The organism is Caballeronia sp. LZ035, assembly GCF_031451175.1.
Taxonomy (GTDB): Bacteria; Pseudomonadota; Gammaproteobacteria; order Burkholderiales; family Burkholderiaceae; genus Caballeronia.
Window position 1 is genome coordinate 1346942 of record NZ_JARUXS010000003.1, and the last position, 19564, is coordinate 1366505.

Sequence of the window (19564 nt, forward strand, 5' to 3'; positions counted from 1 at the left end):
CGGCATCGAGTGATGGGTTGAACGCAGCATGAAGACGTCAAAGCAGATCAGGGCGTGTTCCGCACGCCTTCGAGCCGAATGCCGTGAGGATGCGGATTCGCGTCGTTCGTGTCTTCGGGCAGGAGATTGCCGTCGGCGAGATACGCGTCGGCCTGCGCGGTATCGGGGAAGCGTTCGGGATACAGATGCCGCTCTGCGATGGTCTCATCGAAGGTCCGAGACCACTTGGCGATCACGACCGTCGCCAGACTGTTGCCGATGGTATTGCAGGTCGCGATGGCCATCGACATGAAGCGGTATACGCCGAAGATCAGCGCGAGTCCTTCGACTGGAAGAATGCCCGTCGACGTGACCGTGGCCGCAAAGACGACGAACGAGCCGCCCGACACCGTCGCCGCGCCCTTTGACGTCAGCAACATCAGCAGCAGAATGCCGATCTGATGATCCAGCGTGATGGGCACGCCATACGCATGTGCGATGAACATCACGCCCATCGACATGAAGATCGACGTGCCGTCCAGATTGAACGCATAGCCGGTCGGCAACACGAGTCCGACGGTTTGCTTCGCGCAGCCGAGCCGTTCGAGCTTGATCAGAAGACGCGGCAGCGCGCTCTCCGAAGAAGCGGTGCCGAGCACGATGAAGATTTCGTCCTTGATATAGCGCAGAAAGCGCCACAGACTGAAACCCGCAAGCTTTGCGATCACGCCCATCACCACGACGATGAACAGCACGATCACCGCATAGAAGCTCAGCACGAGTTGCGCGAGTGCGACCAGAACAGCCGTGCCGTTGCTGCCCACCGAGAAGGCGATCGCGCCGAGCGTGCCGAGCGGTGCGAGCTTCATCACGAGGTTGATGAACGAGAAGAGCACTTCGGAGATGAGATCGAGCCCTTCGTTGATACGCACGCGGCGGCGTTCCGGAATGGCGAGAATGCCGATGCCGACCATCACCGCGAGCACGACGACTTGCAGCAGCTCGCCTTTCGCGAACGCGCCGATGAAGTTGTCCGGCACGATATGCATGACGAACTCGGTGAAGCCTTGCGGCGCCGCCTTGGCTGCGCTCGGCGGCACGGCGCCAACCGTGACCGACGTCATCGCCTTGCCCGTCTGCAGCAGATTGCCCGCGAGCAGGCCGACGGCGAGCGCGATCGTCGAGACGACTTCAAAGTAGACGATCGAGCGCCAGCCTACGCGGCCCGCGCTCTTCACGTCGCCCGCCGAAGCGATGCCATGCACGATCGTGAGAAACACCAGCGGCGCGACGCCTGCCTTGATGAGCGCGAGAAAGATATCGCCGAGCACCTTGAGCTGGGCGCCGAACTTCGGAAACAGCAAGCCGACCACAATGCCGATGACGAGCGCCAGCAGCACCTGCATGCCGAGCTTCCGATACCAGGGCAGTGTCTTCTTCGCGGCGACGGTGGCGTCGGGCGACGGGTGTTCTTGATGCATCGCGTGCTCCTCCATGTGCTTATGGTCGCGTTCAGACTTCGCTCGACAGCGCGATGGCCCGATCCACCATCTGCGGCGCGAGGCCGAGATAGTTCGCGGGATCGGTCATGCGGTCGATGGCCGCGCGGTCGAAATGCTGCGTCACGTCGGGCAGCGCGGCGAGCGCGTCCGCGAGCGTGCCGCCGTGCTCGTTGACCGTGCGGCATGCGTCGTACACGATGTCGTGCGCCTGCTGGCGTCCGGTGTGCGGCGCCATGCTCATCATCACCGCTTCCGCGACGATCAGCCCACGGCTGATGCCGAGGTTGTGCTTCATGCGCGCTTCATCGACGATCAGACCGCCCAGCGCGAACTTGGCCTGATGCAGCGCGCCCGAGGTGAGGATGAAGCTTTCGGGAATCGCGATCCACTCGGCGTGCCACGGGCCGGTGGCGCGCTCGAAGTCCTGGACCATTGCATCGATCATCAGACCCGCGTGCTGGCGCACCGCCTTCGCCGCCGCGAGCATCAGTTCGCTCGAAATGGGATTGCGCTTCTGCGGCATGGTGCTGCTCGCGCCGCGTCCCTTCACGAACGGCTCGTAGACTTCCGCGAACTCGGTGGACGCCATGATCATGATGTCGAGCGCAATCTTCCCAAGCGATCCCGTAACCAGCGCGAGCAGGTTCACGGCCTCGGCGAAACCGTCGCGCGCGACGTGCCAGGTCGTGACCGGCACGCCGAGCTTCAGTTCTTCGGCAAGCGCCTTCTGCACGGCAAAGCCCTGGTCGCCGAGCGATGCCAGCGTGCCCGCCGCGCCCGCGAATTCGACGACGGCCACGCGTTCGCGCATCTGCGCCAGGCGCGCCTGATGTCGGTCGAACATCGCGAGCCAGATCGCGACCTTGTAGCCGAACGTCACGGGCAAAGCCTGTTGCAAGTGCGTGCGGCCGGCCATCGGCGTGTCGCGATGCTTCTTCGCCAGATCAGCGAGAATCGCGCGCAGTTCGCGGATATCGCCGTCGATCGAATCGAGCGCGTCGCGCACTTGCAGCGCGACCGCCGTGTCCATGATGTCCTGCGTCGTTGCGCCCCAGTGCACGTAGCGGCCCGCGTCGCCGCACATCGCGACGAGTTGATGCACCAGCGGCAGGATCGGATAGCCGACGATGTCGGTCTCTTCGCGCATGTGATCGAAGTCGATGCGCTCGATCGTCGACTCGCGCGCGATCACATCGGCGGCTTCGGCAGGAATCACGCCGACGCGCGCTTCCGCTTTCGCCAACGCAACCTCGACGTCGATGTAGCGTTGGATCAGTGCGTGATCGGAGAAGATCGCGCGCATCTTGGCGGTGCCGAAGGCGTCGCGGAACAGGATGGAATCGACCACGGTGCTGGCCATCGGAACGGCGGCTTTTGTCATGACAACCTCGGGAATTCGAACGAAACGGGCGGACAGCGGGAAGCTTCCCCTTAAATAAGTCCGGACATATTCAGATTAATATGTTCGAACATGTTCGGGCAAGCTATGATTTACCCCTAGCAGACCCAACACGACCTTTTCGAATAACGAGATGAGCAACCGACCTCACTTCGCGGACATCGCGCGCGAACTCACCGAAGCCATCGCTGCGGGGCGCTATCCCGTCGGGAGCGTTTTGCCGACCGAGCTGGAGTTGCGGGATCACTACCGCACGAGCCGTCATACGGTGCGCGCCGCCTTGCACGAACTTCAGCAGCTGGGTCTGGTTTCGCGTCGCAAGAACGCGGGAACGCGCGTCGAGTCATCGCGCCCGAGGAACGAGTTCCGTCCGACGCTGGCCTCGGTAGACGATCTGGCCCAGTTCGGTTCCGAGCATCTGCGGCTCGTTCAGTCCACGGAGGTCGTCGCCGCGGACCGCCATCTCGCCGGGACGCTTCAATGCGATGAAGGGACGCCGTTCCTGCGCATCTCGAGCTTGCGGATCGAGGGAGGAACAAGCCGGGCGCCGGTCGGATGGACGGACGTGTACATCGCGCCCGAGCATGCGGACGTGGCGGATCTCGCACGCGAACAACCCGACAGGCTGATCAGCGACTTGATCGAGGAACGTTACGGGCACAGCATCGCGGAAATCCGGCAAGGGATTCAGGCGGTGCTGGTGTCGGAAGAAATGGCCAAGCGCCTGCGTGTGGAGGCCGGAACGGCGGCGCTCGAAATCGTTCGGCGCTATCTGGACTCGGCGGGCAAGAGTTTCGAGACATCGGTCAGCATTCACCCCGCCGAGAGATTTTCAGTCGCGATGCGGCTCAAGCGCTCGAATAGCTGACGCAGTTCTTCATCGTTCGCAGGTTCGCGAATCGGCGAGGCGGTCCTGTCCAGCGCAACTGCGGTCGCACCGCCGCCGGTGGAAGGCTTGTCCAATTCGGATACTGGCCGTTTGGGTATGAACGCGCTGAGCAGGTCGTTACGGTGCTAACGCGACGCTGCCACAGTCAGCAATCCGCCAACCGTGCGCAACGCGCTGATGGTGGCCTCTTCCCCGCGTTCACGCTTCTGGTGTTGCGACAGCGATGGCTGCGCATTGCCACTGTCGCCCTGTTCATCGCCGGCATTGCGCTGATGTCATGCGCGTCGCTGAATCAGGGCGCCCAGAACGGACCGCTCGATATCGCCAACGAAGCGACCCTCTTTCCGCTGCTGCGTTGTCTGTGTGAATTTGGAATCGGCATGGCGGTCTATGTCGCGGCGAAAGATGCACGCATTGCGAAGGCGTGCTCCGGCAAGCGGGTATCGGTGTTCATCGTAATCGCGCTGTTCGCCTGCCTGCTGACGCCGGGAACAGATGTGATCGTGGTGCTCGCGACGCCTTTCGTCATCGTCATTGCGGCGACTTCCAAAAGAGCGCCCGTCAGCAGATTCCTGGGCTCTGCGCCGGCATTTTTTCTCGGCGAAATCTCGTACGCGATGTACTTGCTCCACTCGCAGTTCTTGCGGATCTATCGGCTCGGACCGCTGCTTCTCGAACGGCATCACATGCCGCACGCGCTTGCGCTGGTGATCACCATCGCCGCGTTGTTCGGCAGCCTGATCAGCGCGAGCTACCTGGCGTTTCGCTATCTGGAGGTACCGGCGCGCAATGCGATCCGCCGGCTCGAAAGCAGATTGCAACCGCGCGTGGCGAGTGCGGTCGCAGTTCAGTCCTGAATAGCGAAGCGCCTACGGAAAATCAGGTCACCGGCGCCGGATTGAACAACACCAGGGCGTTATGCAGCTTGAGCGCCTCGGCCTTGGTCTGCTTCTTTCCGCTGCCGACATCGAGCATCAGCCGGAACAGTTCCCAGCCCACGTCCGCGATCGTTGCCTCGCCGGTCGCGATGGTGCCCGCGTTCACGTCCATCAGATCATGCCAGCGGCGCGCCAGATCCGAGCGCGTCGCGACCTTCAGCACCGGCACTTCAGCCAGGCTGTAAGGCGTGCCGCGTCCGGTCGTGAAGACATGCAAATTGATGCCCGAAGCCAGTTGCAACGTGCCGCAGATAAAGTCGCTCGCGGGCGTCGCCGCGTAGATCAGCCCCTTCTGCTTGACCTTCTCCCCGGGAGACAGCACGCCGGAGATCGTCGAACTGCCGGACTTCACGATGGACCCCATCGCCTTCTCGACGATGTTCGACAACCCGCCCTTCTTGTTCCCCGGCGTCGTATTCGCGCTCCGATCCGCCCCGCCGCGCTTCAGATAATCGTCGTACCACTGCATCTCGCGGATGATCGCCTGCGCCACCTCGCCGTTCGCCGCGCGCGCTGTCAATTGCGCGACGCCATCGCGCACTTCGGTGACTTCGGAGAACATCACCGTCGCGCCCGCGCGTACCAGCAGATCCGTCGCGAAACCCACTGCGGGATTCGCCGTCAGCCCGGAAAACGCATCGCTGCCGCCGCACTGCACGCCCACCACAAGATCCGCCGCCGGACACGTCTCGCGACGCCGATTGTCCAGCCGCTTCAGATGCGTTTCCGCCATGCGCATGATCGAGTCGATCATCGACTGGAAGCCCACATGCTCCTCGTCCTGCAACACGACCGTGCCGCCGTTGCCGTCGAGCGTGTTGTCGCCGATATCAGCCACGTCTTCCGTTTGCGCCGAAGCCGCCGCGATGGGAATCGTGCCCGCCGGCATCAGCCGCTCCGGCTGCAGCTTCTCGCAGCCGAGGCTCACCATCATCACTTCGCCGCCGAAGTTCGGATTCAGCGCGATGTTGCGCACCGTGCGGATCGGCACCATGGCGTCCGGCGCGTCGATGGCCACGCCGCATCCATAGGTGTGACCGAGGCTCACGACATCGTCGACGTTCGGGTATTTCGGCAGCAGTTCCGCCTTGATGCGCGTCACGGCGTGCTGCACGACGTCCGCCACGCACTGCACGGTCGTCGTAATAGCGAGGATGTTGCGCGTGCCGACCGACCCGTCCGCATTGCGATAACCCTCGAAGGTGAAGCCTTCGAGCGGCGACTCGTCCGGCGCCTTGATGGTGGCGATGGGCAGGTCGTGCAGTTCGGGGGGCGTCGGCATGCGCGTGACGTGCTCGTTCACCCAGCTTCCCTTCGGCAGGAACCGCGTCGCGTAGCCGATCACGACGTTGTAGCGGATCACCGCATCGCCTTCCGCGAGGTCCTTCAGCGAAAGCTTGTGGCCCTGCGGCACGCGCTCGCGCAGCACGAGACCATCGGCGAACGTGGCGCCTTCGCCCAGGCCACCGTCGTTGACGACGATCGCGACGTTGTCGTCCGGATGCACACGGATATAAAGAGGGGACTGATTCATTCTGACGATTCCTTCAGCGGAACATGCCGCGCACAGCGGGCGGCGAGGAGTTATGTCATCCTACAACATAGCGCCTCCCGGTGGATAAGTATTTACCCTATTCCTTGATTCCATTGCGTTAAATTCATTGTTTGCCGTCATTTCATGTTGTACGATGACCTATAAGCTCGGCAACCGCCGGTCGCTGCTAACGGACATTCTCATGACGACTCCGCAAGAACTGAAGCACATCGTTTCCGAAGGCCTGCTCTCCTTCCCCGTCACCGACTTCGACAGCCAGGGCAACTTCCGCGCCGACACCTACGCTGAGCGCCTCGAATGGCTGGCTCCGTACGGTGCGTCCGCGCTGTTCGTCGCGGGCGGCACGGGCGAGTTCTTCTCGCTGACGCAACCCGAATACTCGCAGATCGTGAAGACGGCCACCGAAGTGTGCCGCGGCAAGGTGCCCATTCTGGCGGGCGCGGGCGGTCCGACCCGCACGGCCATCGCTTTTGCGCAGGAAGCCGAGAAGCAAGGCGCGCAGGGCATCCTGCTGATGCCGCACTATCTGACGGAAGCGTCGCAGGACGGCATTCGCGCGCACGCCGAGGAGGTGTGCCGCGCCGTGCCGAACATGGGCGTCATCATCTATAACCGCGCCAACTCGAAGCTCAACGCGGACATGCTGGAGCAACTGGCGGAGCGCTGCCCGAACCTGATCGGCTTCAAGGACGGCGTCGGCGAAATCGAGAACATGGTCACCATCCGCCGCCGTCTGGGCGAGCGCTTCTCGTACCTCGGCGGCCTGCCGACGGCTGAAGTCTACGCAGCCGCGTACAAGGCGCTGGGCGTGCCGGTGTACTCGTCGGCGGTGTTCAACTTCATTCCGAAGACGGCGATGGAGTTCTATCGCGCCATCGCCGCCGACGACCACGCGACCACCGGCCGCCTGATCGACGAATTCTTCCTGCCGTACCTGAAGATCCGCAATCGCAAGGCGGGCTATGCCGTGTCGATCGTCAAGGCCGGCGCGAAGCTGGTCGGCCACGACGCGGGCCCGGTCCGCGCGCCGCTGACGGACCTCACGGGCGAGGAAGTGGAGCAACTCGACGCGCTCATCAAGAAGCTCGGCGCGCAGTAACTCGACGTTGCGCCACAAGCAGACAGGCGAAGCGCGCCATGCCCGGACGCTTCGCCGACGAGGGCCGCGCGAGCGGCCCTCCTTGCATCAGCACGCCAGACACCGCGCAGCACCCACGCAGTACCCAATCGAAGCAAGGGGACGTTCATGTCGATGAGCCGCGCCGCGAATCCCGCGGACCTCATGAAGCGCAGCAAGACGCGCTATCTGATTCTGTTGCTGATCTTCGTGATCACGACCTTCAACTACGCCGACCGCGCGACCCTCTCGGTCACCGGCTCGGCGATGCGCGCCGAATTCGGCTTCGACGCCATCCGCATGGGCTATATCTTCTCGGCCTTCAGTTGGGCGTACGTGCTGTCGCAGCTTCCGGCCGGCTGGCTGCTCGACCGCTTCGGCGCGCGGCGCGTGTATGCGGCGAGCATTTTCCTGTGGTCACTGTTCACGCTGCTGCAAAGCTCCATCGGCTTGCTGGGCAGCGCGGCGACCGCCGTCACCGCGCTGTTCGCGCTGCGCTTCATGATGGGCGCGGCTGAAGCGCCCGCCTTCCCGGCCAATGCAAAAGTGGTCGCCAGCTGGTTCCCGACGAAGGAGCGCGGCACGGCATCGGCGATTTTCAACTCGGCGCAGTATTTCGCGGCCGTCGTCTTCACGCCGTTGATGGCCTGGCTCACGCACGCATTCGGCTGGCATCACGTCTATATCGTGATGGGCATCGCCGGCCTGGTGCTCGCGCTGACGTGGCTTTCCGTCATGAAAAATCCGGCGGATCATCCGCGCGTGAACCGGCAGGAACTCGACTACATCGAGGAAGGCGGCGGGCTGGTGCGCGGTCATCAGCGCAGATCGACGGGCGGCGCCGCCAGCGCCGGGCAGATTGGCTGGCCGGTCGTCAAGCAACTGATGACCAACCGGATGCTGCTGGGCGTCTATCTCGCGCAGTATTGCATCAACGTGCTGACGTACTTCTTCCTGACGTGGTTTCCGATCTACCTCGTCCAGGCGCGTCACATGACGATCCTGAAGGCGGGCTTCGTCGCGTCGTTGCCAGCCATCTGCGGGTTCGCGGGCGGTGTGCTCGGCGGTGTCATCTCGGATGCGCTGCTGCGCCGCGGCACGTCGCTGACGGTGGCGCGCAAGCTGCCGATCGTTTCCGGCATGCTGCTGTCGTCGTGCATCATCGGCTGCAATTACGTGGATACGGACTGGCTCGTGGTCGCGTTGATGTCGCTGGCGTTCTTCGGCAAGGGTATCGGGGCGCTGGGCTGGGCCGTGGTGGCGGATACGTCGCCGAAGGAAGCCATCGGGCTGTCGGGATCGATCTTCAACATGTTCGGCAACGTCGCGGGCATCGTGACGCCGATCGTGATCGGCTATCTCGTCGCCGAGACCGGCTCGTTCAACGGCGCGCTGGCTTTCGTCGGCGTCAATGCGCTGGTGACCGTGTTCAGCTATCTCGTGATCGTGAAGGACATCAGGCGCGTGGAATTGAAGATGTGAGGTTGTTCAGGCGCCAAGCCCGTTCTGTTCGCGACAGAACGGGCTTTTGTCTTTTCAGGCCGTGCGAATCACGTCGATGCGCAATGCCTCGCCGCCTTCGACAATCGCAAGCAGACGATCCACATTGGGATGCGCGCCGGGACGGCTGCGCGCGTCGGCGGTGTGTTCGCCGAACACGGCGAGCGCGTGCTCGGCGGCGCGGGCGTCGAGCGTGCCGAACGCCTGCTGCACGTAGTGATACACCGCCAGCGAGCCCTGTTTGCCCGGCTTGTTCTCGATACTCGCGACCACCTTGCCCGCGCCGTCCACGAGATCGAGGCGTTCGATGCCGTCGATGGCAGGCAGTTTGGCGAGGTTGTCCTTGAATACGTTGCTCGGTTGAATCACGGAAAGCACTCCACGTTGAGGGTCAAAGGCTAAGGCGCCGTATCTTAGCCGATCGTCGGGCGGGCGCTATCGTATCCGCTTGTCAGGTCCGCGCTTTGCTCGATAGCGAGACCCCTCAATAATCGGAGAACACCATGTCCCGCGATACCCAAATGAGTTCCGGCACGACCGCATCGGTCAAAACGGCGCGCAACGTCGACGCGACGAAGCTGCTCACCGAGGACCACCGCGCTGTACAGAAACTGTTCGATGCTTTCGAGAAGGCAGACGACAACGATCTGGAGGCAAAGGGCACGCTGGTCAGGCGCGCGTGCGAGGAATTGACGGTTCACGCGATGATCGAGGAAGAACTCCTGTATCCGGCTGCGCAGAAGGCACTGCCCGAGGACGAGAGGCCCGACGTCGAGGAGGCCTACGTGGAGCACTTCCTGGTGAAGGTGCTGATCGAAAAGTTCGCCACGCTGAAGCCTGGTCAGACAGGTTTCGACGCAACCTTCAAGGTGCTGAGCGAGATGGTGAAGCACCACATTGAGGAAGAGGAGTCGGAACTGTTTCCGAACCTGCGCAAATCCGGCGCCGACCTCGAAGAACTTGGCGGCAAGATGATGAAGCGCAAGGAGGCGCTTGAAGCGAAGATTCCGAAGGACGCCGGCGACAACACGATGCGCCTGCACTGACCCCGCGATGCGCGTTCCGGTCCTCTCGAAAGAGGACCGGCTTCGCCGCTACTTCCCGGCAGGGGACACGGCAGGCGTGACCACCGACCCCTGCGCGTCTTCCTCCTGCAAAGAAGTCTTCGCCTGCTGCCAGAATTCCTCGGCGCGGCCATCAGGACTGCCTTCGCGCTCCCAGATTTCATAGGCGCGGCGACGAATCCGGTCCTGCTCTTTCTGATCTTCCATGACAGTCTCCCAGTGACACGATGACGAGTCCGCCTGGCGCTTGCCCGGGCGTTCCGAATGCTCACTCGCACGAGCAACCTCCGTGCCTCGGAGCGTGCAATTGCGCAGGCGAATCCGGCATGTTGCTTGCGCGAATGAAAGCCCCAATCGTCTGTTCAAACAGGAGGCGTCATGAGCATTTTTTCTTCGATCATGGGCAAGATCTTTGGTCATCACGACAGCGCTGGCGCACCGCAACCCGCTTCAGCTACGCCGCCGTCCGGCGCCACCGCAGGCGCTGCCCCTGCGCCCGCCGCTTCCGCCCCGGCGCAGTCCGCGCCGGCACAGCAACCCATCGACGTCGAGGCCGTGCTCACGCAAATGCAGTCGAGCCACAGCGAGCAACTCAACTGGCGCACGTCGATTGTCGATCTGATGAAACTGCTTGGCCTCGACAGCAGCCTCGCCGCGCGCAAGGAACTGGCAGGCGAACTGCACTACAACGGCAACACCGAAGACTCCGCCGCGATGAACATGTGGCTGCACAAGCAAGTGATGCAGAAGCTGGCTGAAAACGGCGGCAAGGTGCCGGACGACCTGAAATAGGCATCGTAGCCCGGGCGGGTGCGCGCGGTGATCTGGCGCCGCCGCCTCGCCGCGCATCCGACGAATGGAACGCTCATTGCTGTTGTAGCCATTACCCGTTCCACGCTTCGGATTTCACCATGAAAGTCACCGACAAACCGTCCAGCTATCCCTTCGCATCCGGCGGATGGGGCTCGCTCAAGGCCGTAACCCAGATCGTCACGAAAGAGAAAGTAGCCCTGAAAGACGGCCCCATTCTGCTCAAGCAGAACAAGCCCGACGGTTTCGCCTGCGTCAGTTGCTCGTGGGCTAAACCGGCCCATCCTCACACTTTCGAATTCTGCGAAAGCGGCGCGAAGGCCACGGCCTGGGATACGACATCGAAGCGGATCACGCCCGATTTCTTCGCACATCACACGGTGACGGAACTGCTCGACTGGCACGATCACGATCTGGAAGAAGCCGGCCGGCTCACCGCGCCGATGAAGTACGACCACGCCACCGACAAGTACATCGAGATCAGTTGGAAACAGGCCTTCGACGAAATCGGCCAGGAAATGCGCACGCTCGATCCGCACAGCGTCGTGTTCTATACGTCGGGCCGGGCATCGCTTGAAACGGCCTATATGTTCCAGCTGTTCGCGCGCATGTACGGCTGCAACAACCTGCCCGACAGTTCGAACATGTGTCACGAAAGCACCAGCGTGGGACTGACGGAAGCGATTGGCGTGGGCGTCGGCACCATCGTGCTCGACGACTTCGAGAAGACCGACCTGATGTTCTTCTTCGGCCAGAACGTCGGCACCAACAGTCCGCGCATGCTGCATCAGCTACAGGACGCCCGCAAGCGCGGCGTGCCGATCATCACGTTCAATCCGCTGCGCGAGCCGGGCCTCGTGTCCTTCGCGAATCCGCAGTCGCCCGTGCAGATGCTGACGCCCGCCGAGACGCGCATCAGTACGCAATACCATCAACTGAAAAACGGCGGCGACACGGCCGCGATTCTCGGTATTTGCAAGGCCGTCATCGAAGCAGACGACCGCGCATTGACCGAAGGCCGGCCGCGCAAGATCGACGTCGAGTTCATCGAGCGGCACACGACGGGCTTCGACGACTTCGCCGCTCATGCACGCCGAACGGAATGGCGCGATATCGAACGCGTGAGCGGCCTGCCGCGCACCGCCCTGCTCGAAGCCGCCGACGAATACATGCATGCCAATGCGGTGCTCGCACACTTCGGCATGGGACTGACGCAGCATCGGCTGGGCGTGCAGAACGTGCGCATGGTGTGCAACCTGCTGCTCCTGCGCGGCAACATCGGCAAGCCGGGCGCGGGGCCTTCGCCGATTCGCGGGCATTCGAACGTGCAGGGACAGCGGACCGTCGGCGTGACGGAGAAGCCGGAACTGGCGCCGCTGGATCAACTCGCGAAGCAGTTTTCCTTCGAGCCGCCGCGCGACAAAGGCATGAACACGGTGGAGGCCTTTGAAGCCATGCTCGAAGGCAAGGTCAGCGCCGTGTTCAATCTGGGCGGCAATCTCGTGCGCTCCGTGCCGGACCGCAGTCGCACCGAGCCCGCCTGGAGCACGCTGCACCTCACGGTGAACGTGGCGACCAAGCTCAACCGCAGCCACCTCGTGCATGGTGCGAACGCGTATCTTCTGCCGTGCCTGAGCCGCATCGAAATCGATCGGCAGGCCAGCGGCGAACAGGCGGTCTCGATGGAAGACAGCACCGGATGCATGCACGGCTCGCGCGGCGTGACCGAACCGGCCAGCGACGACGCGCGCTCGGAGCCGTTCATCGTGGCAGGCATCGCGAAGGCGGCGCTCGGGCCGCGTTCCACGGTGGACTGGGACGCCTGGCGCGACGATTACGCCATCGTGCGTGACGAGATTGCCACGACTTATCCCGACATCTTCCATGACTTCAATGCGCGCATGTGGCAACCGGGTGGATTCCATCGGCCGTTGCCGGCGCGTGAGCGCGTCTGGAAGACGAAATCCGGCAAGGCCGGCTTTCTCGTGCCTGAGTCATTGGGCGAGGATCCGGACATGCCGGAGACCACGCCCGATGCGCTGCGCCTGATGACCCTGCGCAGCGACAGCCAGTTCAACACGACCATCTACAGTCTCGACGACCGCTTCAGGGGCGTGAAGGACACGCGCATGGTGATCCTGATGAGTCAAGCCGACATGGCGAAACGCGAGTTGCGCGAAGGTCAGGAGATCACCTTGCAGACGCTCTCGAACGACGGCTTCGACCGCAGGCTCGGCGGGCTGACCGTGAAGGCGTATGACATTCCGGAGGGCTGCATCGGGGGATATTTTCCGGAGTGCAATGTGCTGCTGCCGCTGTGGCATTACGCGAAGGAAAGCAAGGTGCCGGGCGCGAAGTCCATTCCGGTGCGCATCGTCTGACAGCCCGAGCCCGCGTGAAAGCAAAGGTCAGACGGCGCATCGGCCGCTTCGACGCGTTGCGCATGTGCGTGCAGTCGCTCATCGCGAGCGGACTGGCCTATGGCTGCATGCAGTTCATCGCGTCATCGAACCTGACGTGGGGCGTCTTTGCGAGCCTCTTCACGCTGCAAGTGAATTTCGACCGCAGCCTGAAACATGGCGTTGGTCAGATGATCGGCGCGGCAGTGGGAACGGCAGTCGGCCTCGCGGCACTGCACTTCTTTCCCGGCGCCGATGCAACGCTGCCGCGCCTCGCAATCGCCACGCTCGTCACCTGCCTCGGCGCGACGCTCTTCCCCACCACGAACTACAGCATCGTCGTGGCTGCGGCGTTGGCGCTCGAACCATCGATGAGCATCGACGGGGCCTTCTCGCGCGCGGAAGCCATCGTGCTGGGGTCGGCTATCGGCATTGCGGTGTCGGTGAGCGTGTGGCCGCAACTGGCCCGCTCGCGCGCGTTCGACATCATGGCCGAGTTGCTCGACGACTGCCGCGCCCTGCTCGCCACGCTGCCGATCCTTCATCCGGCCGAAGACCGGCAGACCGTCGACGCATTGCATGAACGCTTCCTGCGCCATCTCGTCGATGCCCGCGCAGTCTGCTCGGAGACGCGTGTACGCGCCCGTTTCGCAACGGGTCCCACGCTTGATGCCGCGCTCAACGCCTTCGAGACGCTGTGGCACGGACTGGTGCTGCTTGATCGCGCCGGGCAGGTGCAGGAGGGATTGTCAGCGTCCGAGCGGGAATCGTCGGCCGGGCAGATCCGCACCGTGAGCGAGTGCGCCGGCGCCTATCTGGAAGCGCTCGCCGGATGGTTGCGCGACGCTCACGCACAACCGCCAACCGAACGTTTTCTCACGCCGCTTCACGACGCCTCGGCGGCCATCAAGGCGAGCTTCTCGAACATCATTGCGACCTGCCCGCCGGATTCGCCGCGCGTGCAGCGACTCTCCACGCTGACGTTCGCGCTGGAGCAGATCGAGTCGAATCTCGCGAACATCGGCCGGGTGCTCGAGACGCGCTTCCATCCTTGACGTAAGACGGCATGCAACATGCTCGCGTCAATACCGACACTGAAAGGAGAAATCATGTTACGCGCCGCCATCTTCGACATAGACGGAACCCTGGTTGATTCCGTGGACCTGCATGCGTTGGCATGGCACGAGGCATTCGCGCACTTCGGCCACGATGTCGGTATCGATGCAGCGCGCAGCCAGATCGGCAAAGGCGGCGACAAGCTGTTGCCCGTGTTTCTTTCCGAGGACCAGATCCGCGATCATGGCGAAGCGCTCGAAGCGTGGCGCGGCAAGCATTTCAAGGCACGTTACCTGTCGCTCGTGCGGCCATTCTCGGCGGTGCCGGAACTGTTGCAGCGGCTGAGCGATCAGGGAACGAAGCTCGCCGTGGGATCGTCGGCGAAGAAGGACGAACTCGAGGTCTATCTCGACATCGCGCGCGTGGCGAACCGCTTCGACGTCACCGTGTCGTCCGAAGACGTGGAAAGCTCGAAGCCCGATCCCGATGTGTTCCAGACCGCGCTGCGCAAGCTCGGCGTGCAGGCCGATGAAGCCATTGCCATCGGCGACTCGCCTTACGATGCCCAGGCTGCCGGGCGAACGGGCGTGCGCACAATCGGCGTGCTGGCGGGCGGCTTCTCGGAGGCATCGCTGAGAGAAGCTGGCTGCATCGACGTCTATACTGGACCTGCAGGCTTGCTGGCCAGATTCGATGCCTCGCCGCTCAAAGCAATGGACTAGTCCTTTGCCCGATTCTTGGCCCTTCTGACTGAGTCATCGAGCCGGTATCGTGTGAGTCATGCAACGTGGAGAACACGCATGGACACGACAATCGATTTCCGGCATCTCGATTCACCTGATGAATGGACTCGCGCCTTTCCGGTCATGAAGGAACTGCGCCCGCATTTGACCGACGCCGCTGCGTTCGCCACGCGCATGCAGGCTCAACGCGAAGAGCGCTACCGCCTGCTTGCCGCCTGCGAAGCCAATGGCACAATTCTCGGTCTCGCTGGCTATCGCTTGCAGACGAACACGCTGTACGGCCGCTTCCTCTATGTCGACGATCTCGTCGTCACCGCGCGGCTGCAACGCAGCGGCGTCGGCGCGCAATTGATCGATCAGGTGCGCGACATTGCGCGCCGTTCGGATTGCGCGCATCTTGTGCTCGATACGGGCCTGCATATGGCGCTCGCGCAGCGCTTCTATTTCCGCAACGGTCTGCTCGCGCGCGGCATGCATTTCGTCGAGCCCCTGCACTCCACCTACGAGGAGGCCGCGCAATGAAAGTGCTGTTCATCAACGCGAGCCCGCACAGCGAAGCGAGCCACGGCTACCGGCTGGCGCTCGACATGATCGGCAAGCTGGGCAGGCGTGCGCGCGTGCAAATCGTCGAGCGCGATCTCGCCGCGCAGCCGCTGCCGCCGGTCACGGTCGACTACGCGCGCGCCATCACCTCGCGCGAGCCGGAGATGCGCCACTTCGACGTCTCCGAAGAGCTGATACGCGAAGTCGAAACCACCGACGTGCTCATCATCAACACGCCGATGCACAACTTCACAGTACCCGCCGCGCTCAAGCTGTGGATCGATTACGTGCTGCGCATTCATCGCACCTTCGCGTCCACGCCGGAGGGCAAGGTCGGGCTGATGCGCGACCGGCCGGCTTTCGTGATCGTCGGATCGGGTGGGCATCACAGCGGCGAGCTTGCGTTGCAGCAGGATTTCCTGACGCCTTACCTGCGCTATGCGCTGGGTTGCATCGGCGTGACGAGCGTGCATTTCCTGTTGCTGCAAGGTCTCGTGCGCGGCGACGAGGCCGTGACGGAAGCACTGAACGCGGCGCGCGACGAATTCGAGCAACACGCGCTGTTCACGTCCGACAGCGCCGTCACTCACTAAGCTCAACCGTCATACGCGCGCCGCAGCAGGCGCGCGAGCCGAGCCGCTTCGGCTTCGTCGGCGACGTTCGCGAACCCCAGCACCACGCCGCGCAACATGCGCTTCGTGCGTGCGCCGATATGCCACGCCGACAGCGCACTCACGCCCACTCCCGCCTCCTGGGCGCGGGCGACGATGGCGAGGTCATCGACGGGACCGGTGCGGCCGCTGTTGAACAGCATCACGAGATGCATGCCGCCCGCGGGCCGCTCGATGTGCACCTTGTCGCCAAACGCCTTCTCCAGCGCCCGCGCGCAGACCTCGCGGCGCTCCGCATAAAGTGCGCGCATGCGCTTCAGGTGCCGCGCGAAATGCCCTTGCGCGATGAAGTCCGCGACCGCCGCCTGCAACAGGTAAGGCGGTCCGGCGTTCATGCTCGTGGTGAGCTGCGCGAAGCATGCAATGGCCCGTTCGGGCGCCACTACATAGGACAGCCGCAGACCGGGAAACAGCACCTTGCTGAAGGTGCCGCAATAGATCACGCGATCGTCGACATCGAGACTCTTCAGCGCAGGCAACGGCCGCCCGGCATAGCGGAACTCGCTGTCGTAGTCGTCCTCGATGATCCAGCTGCCCGCCCTTCCCGCCCATTCAAGCAGCTTCATGCGGCGTGCCAGCGAAAGCGTGGCGCCGAGCGGACTCTGATGCGAAGGCGTCACGATGGCAAAGCGCGCGTGCGGAGCAAGCGCCTGTCCGGCATCGACATCGAGCCCGTCGCGATCCACCGGCACGGGCGCGAGCTTCAGCCCCGCCTGATCGAGGAAATCGCGCGCCAGAAAATAGCCGGGTTCCTCGAACCAGGCACTGTCGTCGGGTTTGGCGAGACTGCGCAGGATGAGTTCGAGCGACGCGCGATAGCCGCTCGTCACGAAGACCTGTTCCGGCGCACACTCCACGCCGCGCGACAGGCCCAGATACGTCGCGATGCGTTCGCGCAGCGGTCCGAAGCCGGCCGGGTCGGGATACGTGAGCGAAGCGAGATCCACGCTGCGCGCCCGATGCGCGATGATGCGGCTCCACACCTTGCGCGGAAACGCATCGAGCGCGGGCAATCCGGGACGCAGCGGCCGTGCTTCGTGACCGGGCCCGGCTGCGGGCGCCGGCTTCACGCGCGGCACGCCAGTGCGTTCGCGCCCCCGGCGCGCGGCCGGCTTCAGCACCGATGCCGGCAACGACGACGACACGAAGGTGCCTGCCGCGCCGCGCATCTGCAGATAGCCTTCGTCGACGAGAATGTCGTAGGCCATTTCCACCGTGCCGCGCGCCGTGTTCAGCTGCGTGGCGAGACCGCGCAGCGCGGGCACGCGGTCGCCGGGTTTCAGGTGACCCGCTGCAATCGCGGCCTTGAAGCGCTCGCAGATCTGCAAGTAGACCGGCAGCGCATGGCGCCGGTCGATGTCGATCTTCAGCGCCTGTTCCGGGTTCGGCATGGCAAGGTCCTTGGACTAGTCCGATCGTTGATTCTTGTCCCTTCTGGCTAAGACATGATTGTCACACAATGACTTCACTTTCACGAACCAAACGAGGTGTGTCATGAAGATCGTCGTCATCGGTGGGACCGGGCTGATCGGGGCGAAGACCGTGGCCTTGCTGCGCGAGAAGGGTCATGAAGCCATCGCTGCATCGCCGAGCACGGGCGTCAACGCCATCACCGGCGCGGGCCTCGCCGACGCGCTGCGCGGCGCGCACGTCGTGATCGACGTGACCAATCCGCCGACGCACGACCGTGAAGCCGTCACCGCCTTCTTCCGCGACGCCACGCGCAACCTGCTTCAGGCCGAACGCGATGCGAGCGTGCAGCATCATGTCGTGCTGTCGATCGTCGGTGTGGACCGGATGGAGGGCAATGCGTACTACGCGGCGAAATGCGTGCAGGAAGCGTTGATCGCGGAATCGGGCGTGCCCTATTCCATCGTGCGCGCCACGCAGTTCTTCGAGTTCCTGGGCACCATTGCCGACCTGAGCACCGTCGACGGCACCGCGCGCCTCTCGCCGCATCAGTTCCAGCCCATCGCCGCCGACGACGTCACGGCCATCATCTCGGAGATCGCACTGGGCGCGCCGCTCGGCGGCATCGTGGATATCGCCGGTCCCGAGCAGGGTGCGATGCATGCGTTCATCGGCACTTACCTGCGCGCCGTGCGCGATGGCCGCCGGGTCATCGCCGATGACAAGGCCACCTACTTCGGCGGCGTGATGAAAGAGCGTTCGCTCGTGCCGATGGGCGCAGCGCGGCACGGCCGCACGAGTCTTGGCGCCTGGCTGGACCGCGCCCGCCTGAAGCCGCTCGCCACCGCCTGAAGCATCTAGAAGATGTGCATCATGCCGACATACGCGCCGGTCTGCGATTCGCCCGCGAGCGGGCTGGTCGGGCTGGACGCGTCGCGCGGCGTCGCGAAAACGGAGAACGTGCCGTTCGCGCTGTTGCGCACGTAGGCCACCGTGCCGTACAGGAACGTGCGCTTGGTGAAGTTGTAGGTGGTGCCGAGCGCGTAGAGGGTGGCATGGCTCGCGGGATCGTGCGCCGCGTCGCCGCTGCCCGCGCCGACGTGGATATAAAAGCCCGCCGCCGTGACCGCCCAGGCGGGCGTCGCCTGATAGGTGGCGCCGAGCCAGTAGTGATCGGCGCTGTCGGCCACGCCCGCCGGCGAGTCGGGCGCGGCGTAGTGCGTGTAGGCCGCCTGCACCTTCCACTTGTCCACTTTCACATTCGCGCCGACGAAGTATTCCCGCGATGCCTGGAAGATGTTGTCGAGCTTGCCGTCCTGGCTGCGGAGTTCGTCATAGATGCCGCGCAGGTCGAGCAGCGTCGAGTGGTAGCTCAGCATGATGCCTTCCGAGCGGCCGAACTCGCCCGGCGCACCGCGATTGAACGCACCCGGCTGGTTGCCGAACGCATATTGCCCCTGCACGTCGATGCCATGGAACACCGGGCTGTGGTACTCGACGTTATTGCTGGACTGCTGCCAGTTGCGGCCCCGCACCAGTGACGCCGACGACACTGCCTCCTGGACGAACGGGTCGAATTCCCAGACGCCGTCGCTGTCGATGAAGAGATTACGGCCCGCCTGTATTTGCCCCCATGTCTTCGAATTCAGGCCGGCATAGGCGCGGCGTGACCAGAGGCGCCCGCCGCCGGTCGTGCCGTTCATGATCTGTATGGCGGTTTCCAGGTCGAAGACCGCGCTCAGGCCGCCGCCCAGATCTTCGTTGCCTTTCAAGCCCCACATGCTGGTGCCCCAGTCGCCGCCCTCCGCGCTCCAGCGCGAGGTGTTGCCATTGGCGCCGTTGGCAATGTGGTTCAGGTATTCGATGCCGCCGTCGATGCGGCCGTACATCGTGACGGTGGACTGGGCGAAGGCGGTGGAGGCTAACAGGAGGAGCGGTGTCGTGATCCAGACGTACGGTTTCATGAGCGATGCGTCTCCGTTCGAATTC

At 63.8% G+C, this 19564-nt stretch carries 19 protein-coding genes; 12 read left to right on the forward strand and 7 right to left on the reverse strand.

The window, feature by feature from the left end:
- Positions 1–47 precede the first annotated feature (47 nt).
- Both QCE88_RS28785 and QCE88_RS28790 read right to left on the reverse strand, forming a co-directional pair.
- Positions 48–1460: a cation:dicarboxylate symporter family transporter gene (locus QCE88_RS28785; RefSeq protein ID WP_309908281.1), complete on the reverse strand. Its 1413-nt coding sequence runs from the start codon at positions 1458–1460 to the stop codon at positions 48–50.
- A gap of 31 nt (positions 1461–1491) precedes the next feature.
- Positions 1492–2862, reverse strand: a complete 1371-nt coding sequence (locus QCE88_RS28790; protein ID WP_309908282.1) for an adenylosuccinate lyase family protein — start codon at positions 2860–2862, stop codon at positions 1492–1494.
- Between the two features lie 151 nt (positions 2863–3013).
- Here QCE88_RS28790 and QCE88_RS28795 point away from each other — a divergent pair, with 151 nt between their 5' ends.
- A complete protein-coding gene (locus QCE88_RS28795; protein WP_309908284.1) occupies positions 3014–3748 on the forward strand; it encodes a GntR family transcriptional regulator in 735 nt (244 codons plus the stop codon).
- A 143-nt stretch (positions 3749–3891) separates the two neighbouring features.
- Entirely contained in the window at positions 3892–4626 is a 735-nt protein-coding gene (locus tag QCE88_RS28800; protein WP_309908285.1) for a hypothetical protein, read from the forward strand.
- A 22-nt stretch (positions 4627–4648) separates the two neighbouring features.
- Here QCE88_RS28800 and garD read toward each other — a convergent pair whose 3' ends face one another.
- Entirely contained in the window at positions 4649–6241 is a 1593-nt protein-coding gene (gene garD, locus QCE88_RS28805) for a galactarate dehydratase (RefSeq protein WP_309908286.1), read from the reverse strand.
- 202 nt (positions 6242–6443) lie between these two features.
- Between garD and kdgD the strand changes: the two genes are divergently transcribed.
- Together kdgD and QCE88_RS28815 are read left to right on the forward strand one after the other, a co-directional pair.
- Positions 6444–7361: a 5-dehydro-4-deoxyglucarate dehydratase gene (gene kdgD, locus QCE88_RS28810; RefSeq protein WP_309908287.1), complete on the forward strand. Its 918-nt coding sequence runs from the start codon at positions 6444–6446 to the stop codon at positions 7359–7361.
- Positions 7362–7508: 147 nt separating this feature from the next.
- Positions 7509–8861, forward strand: coding sequence for an MFS transporter (locus tag QCE88_RS28815; protein WP_309908288.1), 1353 nt, complete (start codon positions 7509–7511; stop codon positions 8859–8861).
- Positions 8862–8915: 54 nt separating this feature from the next.
- Here QCE88_RS28815 and QCE88_RS28820 read toward each other — a convergent pair whose 3' ends face one another.
- Complete coding sequence (locus tag QCE88_RS28820) at positions 8916–9248, reverse strand: DUF2322 family protein (protein ID WP_309908289.1); 333 nt, start codon at positions 9246–9248, stop codon at positions 8916–8918.
- A gap of 134 nt (positions 9249–9382) precedes the next feature.
- On the opposite strand from QCE88_RS28820, the gene QCE88_RS28825 reads away from it, so the two are divergent.
- Positions 9383–9925, forward strand: a complete 543-nt coding sequence (locus tag QCE88_RS28825) for a hemerythrin domain-containing protein (protein ID WP_409018234.1) — start codon at positions 9383–9385, stop codon at positions 9923–9925.
- A 48-nt stretch (positions 9926–9973) separates the two neighbouring features.
- Here QCE88_RS28825 and QCE88_RS28830 read toward each other — a convergent pair whose 3' ends face one another.
- On the reverse strand, positions 9974–10150 hold the full coding sequence (locus QCE88_RS28830; RefSeq protein ID WP_309908291.1) for a DUF2934 domain-containing protein: 177 nt from the start codon (positions 10148–10150) through the stop codon (positions 9974–9976).
- 171 nt (positions 10151–10321) lie between these two features.
- Here QCE88_RS28830 and QCE88_RS28835 point away from each other — a divergent pair, with 171 nt between their 5' ends.
- The 6 genes from QCE88_RS28835 (at position 10322) to QCE88_RS28860 (ending at position 16087) form a co-directional block, all read left to right on the forward strand.
- Positions 10322–10735: a DUF3597 domain-containing protein gene (locus tag QCE88_RS28835; RefSeq protein WP_309908292.1), complete on the forward strand. Its 414-nt coding sequence runs from the start codon at positions 10322–10324 to the stop codon at positions 10733–10735.
- 119 nt (positions 10736–10854) lie between these two features.
- A complete protein-coding gene (locus tag QCE88_RS28840) occupies positions 10855–13134 on the forward strand; it encodes an FdhF/YdeP family oxidoreductase (protein ID WP_309908294.1) in 2280 nt (759 codons plus the stop codon).
- 14 nt (positions 13135–13148) lie between these two features.
- Positions 13149–14207 (forward strand): FUSC family protein, encoded by a 1059-nt coding sequence (locus tag QCE88_RS28845; RefSeq protein ID WP_309908295.1) that lies wholly within the window; start codon positions 13149–13151, stop codon positions 14205–14207.
- A gap of 54 nt (positions 14208–14261) precedes the next feature.
- Positions 14262–14930, forward strand: coding sequence for an HAD family hydrolase (locus QCE88_RS28850; RefSeq protein WP_309908296.1), 669 nt, complete (start codon positions 14262–14264; stop codon positions 14928–14930).
- Between the two features lie 78 nt (positions 14931–15008).
- Positions 15009–15473, forward strand: coding sequence for a GNAT family N-acetyltransferase (locus QCE88_RS28855; RefSeq protein WP_309908297.1), 465 nt, complete (start codon positions 15009–15011; stop codon positions 15471–15473).
- The gene (locus QCE88_RS28860; RefSeq protein ID WP_309908298.1) at positions 15470–16087 is read left to right on the forward strand and encodes an NAD(P)H-dependent oxidoreductase; all 618 of its coding nucleotides are present in this window, start codon (positions 15470–15472) and stop codon (positions 16085–16087) included. The genes QCE88_RS28855 and QCE88_RS28860 overlap by 4 nt, the downstream gene beginning before the upstream one ends.
- A gap of 2 nt (positions 16088–16089) precedes the next feature.
- Here the strand turns inward: QCE88_RS28860 and QCE88_RS28865 are convergent, their stop codons facing one another.
- The gene (locus QCE88_RS28865; RefSeq protein WP_309908300.1) at positions 16090–17556 is read right to left on the reverse strand and encodes a PLP-dependent aminotransferase family protein; all 1467 of its coding nucleotides are present in this window, start codon (positions 17554–17556) and stop codon (positions 16090–16092) included.
- Between the two features lie 103 nt (positions 17557–17659).
- On the opposite strand from QCE88_RS28865, the gene QCE88_RS28870 reads away from it, so the two are divergent.
- Entirely contained in the window at positions 17660–18427 is a 768-nt protein-coding gene (locus tag QCE88_RS28870) for an NAD(P)H-binding protein (RefSeq protein WP_309908301.1), read from the forward strand.
- 5 nt (positions 18428–18432) lie between these two features.
- Here the strand turns inward: QCE88_RS28870 and QCE88_RS28875 are convergent, their stop codons facing one another.
- Positions 18433–19539: a porin gene (locus QCE88_RS28875; RefSeq protein WP_309908303.1), complete on the reverse strand. Its 1107-nt coding sequence runs from the start codon at positions 19537–19539 to the stop codon at positions 18433–18435.
- Positions 19540–19564 lie beyond the last annotated feature (25 nt).

Bases quoted from the DNA above. Each gene is read 5' to 3' on its own strand.
- QCE88_RS28875 (WP_309908303.1), bottom strand. From the start codon at position 19,539: ATGAAACCGTACGTCTGGATCACGACACCGCTCCTCCTGTTAGCCTCC.
- QCE88_RS28840 (WP_309908294.1), top strand. From the start codon at position 10,855: ATGAAAGTCACCGACAAACCGTCCAGCTATCCCTTCGCATCCGGCGGA.
- QCE88_RS28825 (WP_409018234.1), top strand. From the start codon at position 9,383: ATGTCCCGCGATACCCAAATGAGTTCCGGCACGACCGCATCGGTCAAA.
- QCE88_RS28835 (WP_309908292.1), top strand. From the start codon at position 10,322: ATGAGCATTTTTTCTTCGATCATGGGCAAGATCTTTGGTCATCACGAC.
- QCE88_RS28795 (WP_309908284.1), top strand. From the start codon at position 3,014: ATGAGCAACCGACCTCACTTCGCGGACATCGCGCGCGAACTCACCGAA.
- QCE88_RS28870 (WP_309908301.1), top strand. From the start codon at position 17,660: ATGAAGATCGTCGTCATCGGTGGGACCGGGCTGATCGGGGCGAAGACC.
- kdgD (WP_309908287.1), top strand. From the start codon at position 6,444: ATGACGACTCCGCAAGAACTGAAGCACATCGTTTCCGAAGGCCTGCTC.
- QCE88_RS28790 (WP_309908282.1), bottom strand. From the start codon at position 2,862: ATGACAAAAGCCGCCGTTCCGATGGCCAGCACCGTGGTCGATTCCATC.
- QCE88_RS28860 (WP_309908298.1), top strand. From the start codon at position 15,470: ATGAAAGTGCTGTTCATCAACGCGAGCCCGCACAGCGAAGCGAGCCAC.
- QCE88_RS28785 (WP_309908281.1), bottom strand. From the start codon at position 1,460: ATGCATCAAGAACACCCGTCGCCCGACGCCACCGTCGCCGCGAAGAAG.
- QCE88_RS28850 (WP_309908296.1), top strand. From the start codon at position 14,262: ATGTTACGCGCCGCCATCTTCGACATAGACGGAACCCTGGTTGATTCC.
- QCE88_RS28865 (WP_309908300.1), bottom strand. From the start codon at position 17,556: ATGCCGAACCCGGAACAGGCGCTGAAGATCGACATCGACCGGCGCCAT.
- QCE88_RS28830 (WP_309908291.1), bottom strand. From the start codon at position 10,150: ATGGAAGATCAGAAAGAGCAGGACCGGATTCGTCGCCGCGCCTATGAA.
- garD (WP_309908286.1), bottom strand. From the start codon at position 6,241: ATGAATCAGTCCCCTCTTTATATCCGTGTGCATCCGGACGACAACGTC.
- QCE88_RS28855 (WP_309908297.1), top strand. From the start codon at position 15,009: ATGGACACGACAATCGATTTCCGGCATCTCGATTCACCTGATGAATGG.
- QCE88_RS28815 (WP_309908288.1), top strand. From the start codon at position 7,509: ATGTCGATGAGCCGCGCCGCGAATCCCGCGGACCTCATGAAGCGCAGC.